Raw genomic sequence first — 14690 nt, 5'->3', positions numbered from 1 at the left:
GCGAAGGCCGCGACATGTCGCGGCCTTCGCATTTTAGTCCACTCGGTGCTGACTTACTTTTTCATCAGCCCTGCGAGCGTCTTGCCGAGGTCGGCCGGCGACTTCACCGTAGTGACGCCGGCCTTCTCCAGCGCGGCGAACTTCGCGGCGGCGGTGCCTTTGCCGCCGGAGATGATCGCGCCGGCATGGCCCATGCGCTTGCCGGCCGGGGCCGAGGCGCCGGCGATGAACGACACCACCGGCTTGGTCACGTACTCGCCGATGAACTCGGCAGCGTCTTCCTCGGCGCTGCCGCCGATCTCGCCGACCATGATGATGCCTTCGGTCTGCGGGTCGTCCTGGAACAGCTTCAGGCAGTCGATGAAGCTCAGGCCGTTGATCGGGTCGCCGCCGATGCCGATCACCGTGCTCTGGCCGAGGCCTTCGTTGGTGGTCTGGAACACGGCTTCGTAGGTGAGCGTGCCGGAACGCGAGACCACGCCGACCTTGCCCTTCTGGTGGATGTGACCGGGCATGATGCCGATCTTGCATTCACCCGGGGTGATGATGCCCGGGCAGTTCGGCCCGATCAGCACGATCTCCGGGTGCTGCTGCAGCACGTTCTTGACGCGCAGCATGTCGAGCACCGGGATGCCTTCGGTGATCGCCACGATGACCTTGATGCCGGCGTCGATCGCTTCCAGGATCGAGTCGGCCGCGAACGGTGGCGGCACGAAGATCACCGACGCGTCGGCGCCGGTCTGGTTGACGGCTTCATCGACCGAATTGAAGACCGGCAGCCCGATGTGCTCGGAGCCGCCCTTGCCCGGGGTCACGCCGCCGACCACTTTGGTGCCGTAGTCGAGGCACTGCTGTGCATGGAAGGTGCCCTGCTGGCCGGTGAAGCCCTGCACGATCACCTTGGTGTTCTTGTTGACCAAAACGCTCATTCGATTACTCCTCAGGCCTTCGCGGCAGCCACGGCTTTCTGGGCCGCGTCGTTGAGATCATCCGCCGGCGTGATCGCCAGGCCGGAGTTGGCCAGCAGTTCGCGGCCCTGATCGACATTGGTGCCTTGCAGGCGCACCACCACCGGAATCTTCAGGCCCACTTCCTTGACCGCAGCGATGATGCCCTCGGCGATCAGGTCGCAGCGCACGATGCCGCCGAAGATGTTGACCAGGATGCAGCGCACCTTGTCCGAGGACAGGATCAGCTTGAACGCCTCGGTCACGCGCTCCTTGGTGGCGCCGCCGCCAACGTCCAGGAAGTTGGCCGGCTCGCCGCCGGCCAGCTTGATCACGTCCATGGTGGCCATCGCCAGGCCGGCGCCGTTGACCATGCAGCCGATCGAGCCGTCCATCGTCACGTAGTTGAGGTTGTACTGCACCGCGGCCGCTTCGGCAGCGTCTTCCTGGCTCAGGTCGCGCATCGCGGCCAGGTTCGGATGACGGTATTCGGCGTTGTCGTCGGAGTTGACCTTGCCGTCGAGCGCGGCGAGGTTGCCGTCTTCCAGCACCGCGAGCGGGTTCAGCTCGACCAGGGCCAGATCCTGCTCATTGAACAGCTTATACAGGCCCAGCATGACCTTGGTCAGCTGGTTGACCTGCTTGCCATTGAGGTCCATCGCGAAACCGAGCTGGCGGCACTGGTACGGCTGCAGCCCTTCGACGAAATCGATCACGATGGTGTGGATGTCTTCGGGTGTTTCCTTGGCGACCTGCTCGATGTCCACACCACCGTGCTTGGAGGCGATGAACGAGATGGCCTTGCTGTCGCGGTCGACCAGGATCGACAGGTACAGCTCGCGGGCGATGTCGGTGGCGTCGGTCACCAGCACCAGGTTGACCGGCAGCGCGCGGCCGGCGGACTGGTAAGTTTCCATGTGCGTGCCGAGCATGCCCTTGGCGGCAGCACGCACGTCATCGAAGCTGCGGCAGAACTTGACGCCGCCGGACTTGCCGCGGCCGCCGGCATGGATCTGCGCCTTGACCATCCATTGCGTGCCACCGAGCGCCTTGGCGGCGTCGACGGCAGCGTCGGGGGAGTTGGCGATCTTGCCCGGCGGCACGGCGATGCCGTACTGCGCGAACAGTTCTTTGGCCTGGTATTCGTGGAAATTCATTCGATACCTCGAGCGAACGGAAAAACGATGGCGGCCGCACGCTGGCATATCGGCGTGGGTCAGGAAGGTCGGACGGCGGATTGACGCGCTGCCGGCGTGCAGTGCGCCTGCCCTGCGAGCTGGCAGAAACCGCGCAATACGGCCGCCCATTTTCGCGGAAGCGGGCGGCAATGGAAAGGGCGGCCTGTTTTGGCGCCCACGCAGCGCGGTTTCATGCGCTTTGGCGCACCGGCACAGCTCCGATCCGCCCATCTATACTCGCTCTGAACTGCCAGGAGTGCCCAGCCACGTGTCCAGCGCGCCATCTTTCACTGCCTCGTCCGCAGGCCCGGCAACGATTCGTCACGAGCTGTCGTTCCTCAACGTGTTCCGGCTGGTGCAGGCCTTGGTGTATGCCGGGTTGGCGTTCAGTCCGGCCGGCATGGGCTGGCCACAACTGGCGACACCCGGCTTTGCCCGCACCGTCACCACGCTGTATCTGATCTTCGCGCTGGTCGCGCTGCTGCTGAACCGGCGCAGCATGCCGTACGCCCGGGCGACGGTGGCGACAACCCTGGTGGTGGACATTGTCGCTGCCGTGCTGGCGATCGCCGCAATGCATGACGCGCGCATCGGCATCGCGATGATGCTGGCGGTGAACCTCAGCGCCGGTGCGCTGATCCTGCCGCTGCGGCTGTCCAGCTTCTTCGCCGCGCTGGCCACGCTGGGCATGCTCGGGCATACCTTTTTCGGATCGTCGACAAGCAGTACCGGCGGCGACCTGCTGGAGGCGGCGCTGTTCGGCCTGGCCTATTTCGCCAGCACCACGCTGTGCCACGTGCTGGGCCGGCAACTGCGCGCCACCGAAGCGCTGGCCGAACAGCGCAGCACCGACCTGGCCAACCTGTCGCAGATCAACGAGCTGATCATCCGCCGCATGAAGACCGGCGTGCTGCTGGTCGACGACGCCAACCGCATCCACCAGATCAACGAGTCGGCGTGGATGCTGATGGGCAATCCGGGCGCCGACCAGCGCGACCTCGGCCAGCTGGCGCCGGAGCTGTCGCGCCGGCTTTACCATTGGATGACTTCCGGAAAGTTGGACGAAACCGCCACCCAGCTCGCCGATGGCGTGCCCGAGGTGGTGCCGCGCTTCACCCGCCTTGCGCCGAACGACGATTCGCACGTGCTGATCTTTCTCGACGACACCTCGCTGCTGTCGCGCCGCGCCGAGGAGCTCACGCTCACTTCGCTGGGCCGGCTGTCCGCCTCGATCGCGCACGAGATCCGCAACCCGCTGGCCGCCATACGCTACTCGGCGCAATTGCTGGCCGAGTCCAAAAGCATGGATGCCACCGACCAGCGCATGGTCGAGATCATCAACAACCACTGCATCCGGCTCAACGAGATCATCGAGAACATCCTGCAGCTGTCGCGGCGTGAACGCTCGCGGCCGGAAACGCTGGATCTCGGCCACTGGGCGCAGGGTTTCGTCGAGGAATACAGTCAGGGCAACGACCTCGGCGCCGATTCGCTGCGCGTGATCGCCAGCAGCGGCACGCCGGTGGCGGCGGTGGCCGATCCGCAGCAACTGCAGCAGGTGGTATGGAACCTGGTGCAGAACGCGCTGCGCTACGGTCGCCTGCCCGGCGAGCCGGCACGGGTGATGGTGGTGACCCGGCAGGGCGAGCACGGCGTGCCGATCCTCGAAGTAATCGACCGTGGCCCCGGCATCGCGCCGAAGGTGGCCGCGCAAATTTTTGAACCGTTCTACACCACCCACGAATACGGCACCGGCCTGGGCCTGTACCTGGCCCGGCAAATGAGTGACGCCAATCAGGCGTCGCTGGAATACGTGCGCGTGGCCGGCGGCGGCAGCTGTTTCCGGCTGGTGCTGACACCACCGGCGCGCAGTCCCGCCGACGCCGCAGAAACCGCCCAGACTGCCGCCACGCGCTGAGCGCGACAGGCGGTCAGGTCGAACGCACGATCAGGCTGACCGGCAGGCATTCCGAGCTGGCCGGCTCGCCCTCGATCAGCGCCAGCACCTTGCGTGCCAGCAGCATGCCGCCCTCCTGCCAGTCCTGTCGCACCGAACTCAACGGCGGCAGGAAGCTGGCGCCAAGTGGCATGTCGTCATAGCCAACGATCGAGACATCGGCCGGCACCGAGCGCCCCAGATCCAGCGTGGCGCGGATCGCGCCCATCGCCAGCAGGTCGTTGCAGGCGAAGATCGCATCGAAGCCGACTTTGCGGGCATGCAGCGAGCGCACCGCGTCCATCCCCGAATCCAGGGTGAACTCGTCGCGCCGCATCAACAGCGGCTTGATTCCGTGCACCGCCAACGCGTCGACAAAGCCATTCAGGCGCTCGAAGATCTCCGGGTGACTGGGGTTGCCGATGAACACCGGACGGCGCCGACCCAGCGCGATGAAATGCCGGGCCACCACGGCGCCACCGAGCCGGTTGTCGCTGCCCACCACCACGTGCGCATCACTGCCCGATTGCGCGCCCCACACCACCATCGGCAGGCGCAACTTGTCGAACCGGCGCACCGCGTCCTGGTGTACGCCCTGGCCCAGCAGGATCAGGCCGTCGGCAGCCTGCACCGCCGCCGCGGTGGCACCTTGGCGGGTGGTCAGCAGCACGCTGTAGCCTGCCGCCGTCAGTTCCTGCGAAATGCCGCCCAGCAACACCAGCGGATACGGATCGAACATGGTGCGATCTGTGGAAGGCTTCATTTCCACGATCACGGCCACGGTATGGCTGCGGCGCAGGCGCAGGTTGCGCGCGCTGATGTTGAGCTTGTAGCCATGCTCGCGCGCCAGCGCCTGGATCCGCTCGCGGGTTTCCGGGTTGACCAGTGGGCTGTCGCCCAGCGCCCGCGAGACCGTGATCTTGGATACCCCGGCCAGTTGCGCCAGATCGGCCATGGTCAGGCCGCCTGACGCGTTCTTGCGCGCGCCTTTCTTGCTCAACTATCTGACCCCTGTTGGCGTGGCCGATCCGGTGTCGCGACGCTGCCGGACTGCAGCGATGACCCGGACCGACGCTTGCAGTGTGTCGATATTCGCCCTGCCGATGCAACCTCGCCATGCGCCGCCGGATACCGCGCTGACGCGCCAGGCAGATAGGGATTCATGCCCTTCCCTCCGACCCTGACCAAACAGGGAAAACAGCGATCGATCAAATGATATCGGTATCTTGATACCGATATCATTTAATGCCAAGCTGCGCGCCAAACGCGACTTCGCGGCATGACCTGGCCAACACCGAGCGGGGAGACGGGGGATTTATCGTGGATCACGAAACAACGGCAGCGGTGAATCCCGACGCAACGGAATCCAGCGGGCGGGTGGTCATCGATCCCTGGCTGCTGGTCCGCCACGGCACCGACCCGGCCGGCTTCGCGCAGGACGAAAGCCTGTTCGCACTCGCCAATGGCACGCTCGGCGTGCGCGGCAACCTGGAGGAAGCCGACAGCGCCAGCCAGGCGACCTTGCTGTCCGGGGTGTGGGAACGCACCCCGATCGAGTACCACGAGCGCTTCCCCGGGTTCGCCAGCCATACCGACACACGCATCCCGGTCGCCGATGCCACGCACATCCGGCTGCGCCTCGGCGATGCGCCGGCACAGCTCGAACAGGGTGAATGGCTGCAGTTCGAGCGCTCGCTCGACCTGCGCCGTGGCTGTTACCGCCGCCGGTTGCGCTGGCGCTCGCCGCAAGGTGCCACGCTGGAGATCGAGGCCGAGCGCATCGTCAGCTTCAAGGATGCCGGGCTGCTGGCAATCCATTACCGCGTGCGTTCGCTCGACTACAGCGGCCCGATCACGCTGGAATCGTCGATCAGCACCGCACGCGAGGCCGCCGCGCAGGGCTTCGACCCGCGCATCGGCAGCCGCGTCGAAGGCGGCCTGAACACCTTCGACGCCCACGCAGGGGAAGCGCTGGCCTGGGTCGGCCAGCGGACCACCCACAGCGGCATCCGGCTAGTCTGCGCACAGCGTCACCAGCACGCCGGCGAACTGACCCTCAGCGATGCCGGCCATACGCCGCATGGCGTGATGCAGGCTTACACCGGCACGCTCGCACCGGGCCAGATGGTCACGCTGGACAAATATGTCGCCTATGCCTTTACCGCACCGCTTGCCGCCGATTCTGCCGAGGCCTTGCTGGCGCGGGCCGAGGCCTCGCTGACTTCGGCGATCACGCTCGGCTATCCGACGCTGCTCGAACAACAGGCGCAGGTGCTGTCCGGATTCTGGGCGCAAGCCGATCTGGCCATCGTGGGCTCCCCGGCGACCGAACAGGCGCTACGCCTCAACCTGTTCCATGTGTTCCAGTCGAGCGGTCGCGACGGCCACAGCACCATCGCCGCCAAAGGCCTTACCGGCGAGGGCTACGAAGGCCACTACTTCTGGGACGCCGAAGTATTCATGCTGCCAGTGCTCGCCACGCTGGCGCCGGCCCTGGCGCGCGCCATGCTGACGTATCGCCACCGCACGCTGGACAACGCGCGCCGGCACGCGCGCGAACTCGATCACACGCGCGGCGCCCTGTACGCGTGGCGCACGATCAGCGGCGACGAATGTTCCGCCTACTTCCCCAGCGGCTCGGCGCAGTACCACATCAATGCCGCCGTGGCATGGGCGGTGCGCCTCTACGTCGATGCCAGCGGCGATGACGCGTTCCTGCTCGAGTGCGGCGCCGAGATGATCATCGAGACTGCGCGCATCTGGCTCGAGATCGGCTGCTTCAACCCGCGCCGAGGCGGTGCGTTCTGCATCCACGAGGTCACCGGCCCGGACGAATACTCCGCCCTGGTCGACAATAACCACTACACCAACCGGATGGCGCAACGGCACCTGCGCGATGCAGCCGCCGTCGCCGAATGGATGGCGATGACGCATCCGGCCGGGTACGCTGCCCTGGCCGCGCGCATCGACCTGCAGGCAGACGAGCCGGCGCGATGGCTGACTGCGGCCCAGGCGATGCACCTGCCGGTCGATGCCGCACTCGGCATTTTTCCGCAGGACGACGGCTTCCTCGACAAACCACGGCTGCCGCCCGAACTCGCCACCACGCCGGGCAAACGGCCGCTGCTGTTGCGCATGCACCCGCTGAGCATCTACCGCCACCAGGTATGCAAACAGGCCGATACGTTGCTTGCCCTGATGCTGGCGGGCGAGCAGGTCGAGGTCGCCGCCAAGCGCCGCAACCTCGATTACTACGAGGGCGTCACCGTCCACGACTCCACCCTGTCGGCATCCACCTTCGCGGTGATCGCCGCCGAAGTGGGCCATGCCGACAAGGCCCATCGCTATTTCCTCGACACCTTGCGCGTCGACCTGGACGACCTGCACGGCAACGCGGCGCACGGTCTGCACATGGCGGCGATGGCCGGCAGCTGGCTTGCCCTGACCTGGGGCTACGGCAGCCTGCGCGTGCACGACGGCATGCCGTCGCTGGCGCCAAAGTTGCCGGCGGCATGGCAAAGCTACCGCTTCGGCATGCGCTGGCGCGATGCGCACCTGCGCATTGAAGTCGATGGTGACGGCGTGCTGTACACACTGACCGACGGCAACGCCCTCACCTTCCTGCACGACGGCCTGCCGCAACGTCTGCATGCCGGTCAGCCATTGCGCTTGCCGTGCGTAGGCTTTGTCGATCCCCTGCCGCCGTTGAAGGCGGTGATCTTCGACCTGGACGGCGTGATCGCCGACACCGCCGTGGTGCATCACGCGGCCTGGAAAAAACTGGCCGACGACATCGACGTGCCGTTCGACGACGCCACCGGTGAGCGCATGAAGGGCGTCGACCGGCGCGGCTCGCTGGAGATCCTGCTGCAGGCCGCGCCGCGCTCTTATACGGAAGTAGAGAAGCAGGAGCTGGCCGCGCGCAAGAACGATTACTACCGCGAACAGATCGAGCATTTCGGGCCGCAGGATCTGCTGCCCGGTGCGCGCGAGGCGATCGAATCGGTGCGGCGGGCCGGGCTCAAGGTCGCGCTGGCCTCGGCCAGCCGCAACGCCGGCTTGCTGCTGCAGCGACTGGGCATCGCCGACCTGTTCGACGTCGTCGTCGACGCCAACCGGATCAGCCGCTCCAAACCCGACCCGGAAATCTTCCTCGCCGCGGCAAGCGCCCTTGGCGTGGCGCCGGACGAGTGTATTGGCGTCGAAGACGCCGCGGCTGGCATCGCCAGCATTCGCGCCGCGGGGATGGCGGCGGTGGGAATCGGTCAGGCACGAGCATTGGCCGAGGCAGACCTGGTGTTACCAAGCATTGCAGCATTCGACATTGGCACTCTTACAACAATCCGAACGACGAACTGGCGCTGACATATCGATTGAGATGCCGCGACCAAAACTGAAACTGATGGGGAGGACGTGAAATGGGCAACAACAAGCAAATGACCCGATTGATGCTGTCGGCGGCCATAACGGGCATTCTCATGTCCGCGACGGCCATGGCGCAGGACAGCACGCAAGCGCAAGACACCTCGACGACAACCGCGCCGACGGGCGCCCGCAAAACTCCGCAGCAAAAAGCGGCCGAGGCCAAGACCACCACGACCCTGCAGCAGGTGGTGGTGACCGGTTCGGCCACCGGCGTGAAAAAGATCGACGCCAGCTACACGCTCACTACGGCGACGGCCGAACAGATCAAGATGGCCAATCCGAAAAGTACCGCCGACCTGCTGAAGATCGCCCCCGGCCTGTGGCCCGAATCGACCGGCGGCCAGACCGGCGCCAACATCGAGATCGCCGGCTTCCCGGGCGGCGGTGACGCGCCATTCAACACCGTGCAGATGATGGGCTCGCCGCTATACGGCATGCCGACATTGTCGTTCTTCGAGCAGACCTCGATCTTCCGCATCGATGACACGGTCGACCGCGTCGAGATCATCCAGGGCGGCCCGTCGGTGGTGTTCGCCGACGGCCAGATCGGCGCCAGCGAGAACTTCATCCTCAAGCAGGGCACCGAGGTTCCCTCGGGCAGCATCGGTGTCACCTACGGCTCGGAAAACCTGAAGCGCGTCGACGGCTTCTACGGCTTTCCGATCGCCGCGAACTGGTACGGCAGCGTGGGCGGCTTCTATCGCGATTCGGACGGCGTGCGCGACCCGCAGTTCGCGGCCGACAAGGGTGGCCAGTTCACCGCCACGCTGACCCATGATTCGGATCGCGGCACCATGATGTTCTACGCCCGCGCACTCAACGACAAGAACCAGTTCATCACGCCGATCCCGCTGATCCAGAACGGCACCGATCAATTCAGCGCGTACCCGGGTTTCGACCCGCTCACGGACACCTACAACAGCAAGTACATCCAGCACGTCCATCTCGCCGGCTATCCGGGCGGCGGCACCAACGCCGACCTCGCCAACGGCCGCGGCGCGAAGATGAACTTCTTTGGCGGCAACTTCGATTACGACCTCGGCAGCGGCTGGACGATCAGCGACAAGTTCCTCATCGATGCCGGCGATGTCGACACCAACGCGCTGTTCTCCGGCTCGAATCCGGCAACCTTGAACGACGAGCTGTACAACACCCCGACCAGCCAGGGTGGTTTCGGGCTACCGGCCGGTTCGGCGACGGCAACTTACGCCGGCCCGGGTGGCGGCGGCGCGGTCGACCCGAACCAGAGCGTGATCCATCAGGGCTGGTGGTACATCCACAAACACCTGAAGAACATCAACAACGACTTCCGCCTCAGCAAGGAGATCTTCGAGGGCAACACGCTGACGGCGGGCGTGTACCTGGCGCACTACACGATGGACGACAAGTGGGCGCTCGGCAACCAGATGCTGATGACGAATACGCCCAACGCGCGTCCCATCATGGTGAGTTACAACGACGCCGGCACCATCAAGCAGCTGACCGACAACCAGGGCTTCCTCGACAACGGCGGCTTCAACATCGCCCAGCACGGCAAGGCCACCAACAAGGCGTTCTATCTGTCCGATTCGTGGCGCGTAGGCCCCTGGTTGTTCGATGCCTCGGCGCGTCTCGAGAACCAGGACGCGACCAACAACGTGTGCAATCTCACCAACGTCGATCTGGACGGTGATCCGAACACGCTCTACAACAACTCGGTACCGGTGTGTAACGGCACTTTCGCCAACACCAACTACAACAAGACCCACACCTCGTGGACCATCGGCGCCAACTACGAGCTGGCCGACAACATGAGCGTGTACGTGCGTGCCAACAAGGGCGTGCATTTCGCCGACTTCGACAACGGCATCCGCGGCGCCACCACCGGCAACACCGCGCCGGTGCAGAAGATCCAGAACATCGAGGGCGGCTTCAAATACCAGTCGGATCTGATCTACGCCGACATCAGCATCTACCACAAGCAGTTCAACGGACTGTCTTTCCAACCCACGGACGGGGCCGGCACGCCGGTGGGAGCTCCGGCGCTGTACGGCTCCGATTCCAAGGGCATCAACCTGGCCGGTGCGATCACCCCGATCGAGAACCTGAAGCTGATGCTGGTGGCCAATTATCTCGATGGCCATTACTCGCACAACAACTCCTGCTTCAAGTTCACCAACGTGGTGACCGGCGTCAGCGGCTGCCAGTTCATCAATGGCGTGCAGTTGCAGCGCCAGCCAAAGGTCCATTACGCATTCACGCCGAGCTACAGGATTCCCTTTTCGTGGGGTGATGTAACCGCGTTCGTGACCTATACGCATGTCGGGCCGCATACGCAGGATCAGTCGGGCCTGCAGCAGCTTGGCACTTACAAGACATGGGACTTCGGCGTGATCGCCAACGTCGAAAAGAACTGGCAGCTGCGCCTGCAAGGCACCAACATCACCAACGAGCTGGGCCTGACCGAGAGCAATTCACGCATCTTCGGCACGGCCGCTGCCGGCGGCGTGATCCTCGCCCGGCCACTGGAAGGCCGTGAGGTCAACTTCGAGGTGAAATACCTGTTCTGAGTCGGAAGTTGTTGAAGCGCGCGTGGTCCGGATCGAACCCTCATGACGATCCGGACCACGCTATTTTCGAAACACCGTGACTTCGTCGAGGTGGCCGTGAACCGAATCCGCATGATCGTCGCGCTGGCGCTGATCTACATGATCTTCGCGATCCTGCTCAACAGCGTCGGCACGGTGATCCTGCAGTCGATCGCTACCTTCGGCATCGACAAACCCGAGGCCAGTGCGCTGGAGCGCTACAAGGATCTCACCATCGCGTTCACCTCGTTCCTGGTCGCCTCGTTCCTGCCGCTTTTCGGCTACCGGCGCTCGATGATGCTGGCGCTGGCCATCGTTGGCGGAGCCTGCGTGCTGATGCCGCTCTACCCCACCTTCCTGACCACGCGGCTGCTGTTTGCCTGCGTGGGCTTCTCGTTCGCGCTGGCCAAGGTCGGCGTGTATTCCTCGATCGGCCTGCTCACCGCCGACAAGACCGCGCACTCGCGGCTGACCAACACCATCGAAGGCCTGTTCATGGTCGGCGTGCTCGCCGGCAACTGGGTCTTCAGCGCGTACGTCGACCCGGCGAACCCGGGCAACCCGGTATGGTTCAACGTGTACTGGCTGCTCGCCGGCGCCTGTGCGCTGGTGATCGTGCTGCTGGCCAGCAGCCGGCTGGACGAGAGCGCCGCGCATGCGCAGGGACACAACAATTCATTCGCCGCCGCGATCATGGAGATGCTGCGCCTGTTCGTGCGCCCGCTGGTCTACGTGTTCCTCGCCTCGGCGTTCCTGTACGTGCTGATCGAGCAGAGTTTCGGCACCTGGCTACCCACCTTCAACAACGAAATCCTGAAGCTGCCGAACGCGATGAGCATTCAGTTCGCCAGCATCCTCGCCGGGATGACCGCGCTGGGCCGCATCGGCGCCGGCTTCGTGCTCAAGCGGGTGCGTTGGCATGTGTTGCTCAACGTGTGTGTGCTCGGCATGGGCGTGCTGGTACTTGTGGTGCTGCCGCTGGCGCGCGGCGTGGTGGCGCGGCCCGACGTTGGCTGGTTCAACGCACCGGTCGCCGCCTACCTGATCCCGCTGCTCGGCCTGCTGATGGCACCGATCTACCCGGTAATCAACTCGGTGGCGCTCAGCTCGCTGCCCAAGCCGATGCATGCGGCGATGACCGGACTGATCGTGGTGTTCTCCGCGCTCGGCGGCACGCTGGGTTCGTACATCACGGCCAGGGTATTCGCCAGCTTCGACGGCATACACGCGTTCTATTTCTCGCTGGTGCCGATGACGCTGATCCTGGTCACGCTGTTCCTGTTCAAGCGCGAAACCGATCGCGCAGCCTCGACGGCTACCTGGCTTGCTGCGAAATAGCCCGCTGGCCATGGCTCGAAGCACGTCTCATCTGGAGCAACCATGAAATTTTGCAGCCCCCGCCTCGCCGCCCTGTTCCTGGTCGCCACCACGCTCGTCCTGCCGGCGCACGCCGCCACCGAGGCGAGCTTCCTGCTCACCGGCTCGGCGGAAAATTTCGGCACGTATTTCCCCAGCTACCTGGCCAACGGCTATTTCTCCACGATGACCTCGGTGCGCGGCACCGAGGGCAACCGTGCGTACATGGTCGCGTTCATGGATTACAAGCCCGGCGACATCGCGCGGCCTGCCGCGATCCCCGGCTGGAGCGAGATCGACTACAACCCCGGCGGCGGCTGGCTCAATTCGACCCGCATCGACAAGAAGATCTTCGCCGACTACGCGCAGATACTGGACATGCACGACGGCACGCTCAGCACCAGCTACCGCTTCGATTACGCCAACAAGTCGACCGACGTGAAAGTCACGACGTTTGTGAGCCAGGCATCGACTCATCTGGCGGCGACGCAGCTTTCCATCACGCCGCAATTCGATGGCAGCGTGCAGCTGACCTTTCCGATCCGGCTGTGGTCGGAGCATGAGCCACGTTTTCCGATCGCTACGATGACCGGCGACGAGATGATCGCCGCGGTGATCGCCAGCGGCCAGACGCTGGACAACAAGCCTGTACCGACGCCCGACCGCGCCGCCGTGTGGTACCCCGGTTACACCCGCGTACTCGCCAGCGACGGCGACACCAAGGAACTGACGCTGTGGCTGGACGGCCGCGCCGAACACGGCCTTGCGATGGCCGAGGCTGCGGCGATCGGGCTGCCGCCGGGCCTCGCGATCGAAAGCGCGAAGTTGGAAAAAGGCCCGCACAAGCTGTCGCTGAACCTCACGGTCAAGGTGCAGAAAGGCAAGACGTATACCTTCACCAAGTACCTCGCCGCGTCCCGGCAAAACTGGGGCGGCGATGCCCGCCAAGACGTGGCGCTGGCCGACGCCGCGCGCAACAAGGGCTTCGCCGCGTTGCTCGCCGAACACCAGGCCGCCTGGCACGAGCTGTGGAAGTCCGACATCGTGGTCGACGGCGATGCGGACGTGCAGCGCGCCGTGCATTCGGACCTGTACTACCTGCTGTCCAACTCCACCGTGGGCACGGCGTGGCCGATGGGCGCCTGCGCGCTGACTCCGGGCTACGCCGGCCACGCGTTCTGGGACAGCGATTCATGGGTGTTCCCCGCCCTGCTCCTGCTGCACCCGGAACGCGCCAAACCGATCGTGATGTTCCGCGCCCGCACCATGCAGCCGGCGCGCGATCGTGCGCAGCAGTACGGCGTGAAAGGCACGATGTACCCGTGGGAAGCCGATCCGGAAACCGGCGTCGACTTCACGCCGCACTTCGCCTATGGCGTGTTCCGCGAGATCCACGTCAACGCCGACATCGCGATCGCGCAATGGCAGTACTACCTGGCCAGCGGCGACGACACCTGGCTGAAGCAGCATGGCTGGCCGGTGATCCGCGAGATCGCGCAGTTCTGGGTCAGCCGGATCACCTACAACAAGACGCAGGACCGCTACGAGATCGAGCACGTCACCTCGCCCGACGAGGCCTATGACGATGTACCGAACGACTCGTTCACCAATGCCGCCGCGCGCAAGTCGCTGCAGATCGCGATCAAGGCGGCGAAGCTCGTCGGCGCCACGCCCGATCCGCAATGGGCCACGATCGCCGCGAAGATGTACATCCCGTTCGACGGGAAGAACCAGCGCCATCTCGACTTCGACGCCTCGGTGCCGCACGACAAGATCACCTGGATGGGCTCGTCGCTGGCGTGGCTGATGTACCCGAACCTCGACCTGCCGATGTCGCCGCAGGTGCGCCACAACGACTTCGCGTTCCAGCTGCACGAACTGAAAGTGCATGGCGACGATCCCAACGAAATGATGATGGTGATGCTAGCCGTCGGCGCGGCCGAGCTGGGCGACAGCAAGGCTGCGGGCGAGTGGATCCAGCGCAACCTGGTCGGCTTCCTGAAACCGCCGTTCAACGTGCGCACGGAAACCGTCGCCAACAACGCGGGCTACCTCCTCGCGACTTCGGCCGGCTTCGTGCAGAGCTTCGTCTACGGCCTCAGCGGCCTGCGCATCGAGGACGACGGCCTGGCCGAAGCGTATGCGCCGGTGCTGCCGCCGGGATGGAAATCGCTGACGCTCAAGCGCATCACGTTCCGCGGCAAGCGCTACGACATCCGCATCGATCGCGATGCCGGCGGCAAGGCAAGGCTGACCCGAACGGCGCTGTAACAGCGGAGAC

8 protein-coding genes are annotated in these 14690 nt (G+C 65.0%); 5 read left to right on the top strand and 3 right to left on the bottom strand.

The features are described 5' to 3' along the window. Positions 1-53 precede the first annotated feature (53 nt). Complete coding sequence (gene sucD, locus EAH75_RS10200) at positions 54-929, bottom strand: succinate--CoA ligase subunit alpha (RefSeq protein ID WP_140648516.1); 876 nt, start codon at positions 927-929, stop codon at positions 54-56. An 11-nt stretch (positions 930-940) separates the two neighbouring features. Then, positions 941-2152, bottom strand: a complete 1212-nt coding sequence (gene sucC, locus EAH75_RS10195; RefSeq protein WP_140805355.1) for an ADP-forming succinate--CoA ligase subunit beta — start codon at positions 2150-2152, stop codon at positions 941-943. Between the two features lie 241 nt (positions 2153-2393). Between sucC and EAH75_RS10190 the strand changes: the two genes are divergently transcribed. Continuing rightward, entirely contained in the window at positions 2394-4043 is a 1650-nt protein-coding gene (locus tag EAH75_RS10190; RefSeq protein ID WP_140805353.1) for a sensor histidine kinase, read from the top strand. A gap of 13 nt (positions 4044-4056) precedes the next feature. On the opposite strand, the gene EAH75_RS10185 is transcribed toward EAH75_RS10190, so the two are convergent. Further along, entirely contained in the window at positions 4057-5061 is a 1005-nt protein-coding gene (locus EAH75_RS10185; RefSeq protein WP_140648513.1) for a LacI family DNA-binding transcriptional regulator, read from the bottom strand. A gap of 320 nt (positions 5062-5381) precedes the next feature. Here EAH75_RS10185 and pgmB point away from each other — a divergent pair, with 320 nt between their 5' ends. The 4 genes from pgmB to EAH75_RS10165 all read left to right on the top strand — a co-directional run bounded on the left by pgmB (position 5382) and on the right by EAH75_RS10165 (position 14680). Then, entirely contained in the window at positions 5382-8426 is a 3045-nt protein-coding gene (gene pgmB, locus EAH75_RS10180) for a beta-phosphoglucomutase (protein ID WP_241668930.1), read from the top strand. Positions 8427-8539: 113 nt separating this feature from the next. Then, positions 8540-11035 carry a TonB-dependent receptor gene (locus EAH75_RS10175; RefSeq protein ID WP_240046110.1) on the top strand — a complete coding sequence of 832 codons (2496 nt, stop codon included), beginning with the start codon at positions 8540-8542 and terminating at the stop codon, positions 11033-11035. Positions 11036-11146: 111 nt separating this feature from the next. Next, on the top strand, positions 11147-12391 hold the full coding sequence (locus EAH75_RS10170) for an MFS transporter (protein WP_140649589.1): 1245 nt from the start codon (positions 11147-11149) through the stop codon (positions 12389-12391). Between the two features lie 42 nt (positions 12392-12433). Continuing rightward, positions 12434-14680, top strand: coding sequence for a glycosyl hydrolase family 95 catalytic domain-containing protein (locus EAH75_RS10165; RefSeq protein ID WP_140805348.1), 2247 nt, complete (start codon positions 12434-12436; stop codon positions 14678-14680). The last annotated feature ends 10 nt before the right edge of the window (positions 14681-14690 follow it).

Origin of the sequence: Rhodanobacter glycinis (genome assembly GCF_006438785.1) — a bacterium.
In the GTDB taxonomy this organism is placed as follows: Bacteria; Pseudomonadota; Gammaproteobacteria; order Xanthomonadales; family Rhodanobacteraceae; genus Rhodanobacter; species Rhodanobacter glycinis_A.
The sequence above is the reverse complement of the archived record's forward strand: the minus strand, read 5'-3'. Positions and strand labels throughout refer to the sequence as shown.

What these genes read in the sequence shown, in the direction of transcription:
- EAH75_RS10165 (WP_140805348.1), top strand. Translation starts at nt 12,434, where the DNA reads ATGAAATTTTGCAGCCCCCGCCTCGCCGCCCTGTTCCTGGTCGCCACC.
- sucC (WP_140805355.1), bottom strand. Translation starts at nt 2,152, where the DNA reads ATGCCAGCGTGCGGCCGCCATCGTTTTTCCGTTCGCTCGAGGTATCGA.
- EAH75_RS10175 (WP_240046110.1), top strand. Translation starts at nt 8,540, where the DNA reads ATGTCCGCGACGGCCATGGCGCAGGACAGCACGCAAGCGCAAGACACC.
- sucD (WP_140648516.1), bottom strand. Translation starts at nt 929, where the DNA reads ATGAGCGTTTTGGTCAACAAGAACACCAAGGTGATCGTGCAGGGCTTC.
- EAH75_RS10170 (WP_140649589.1), top strand. Translation starts at nt 11,147, where the DNA reads ATGATCGTCGCGCTGGCGCTGATCTACATGATCTTCGCGATCCTGCTC.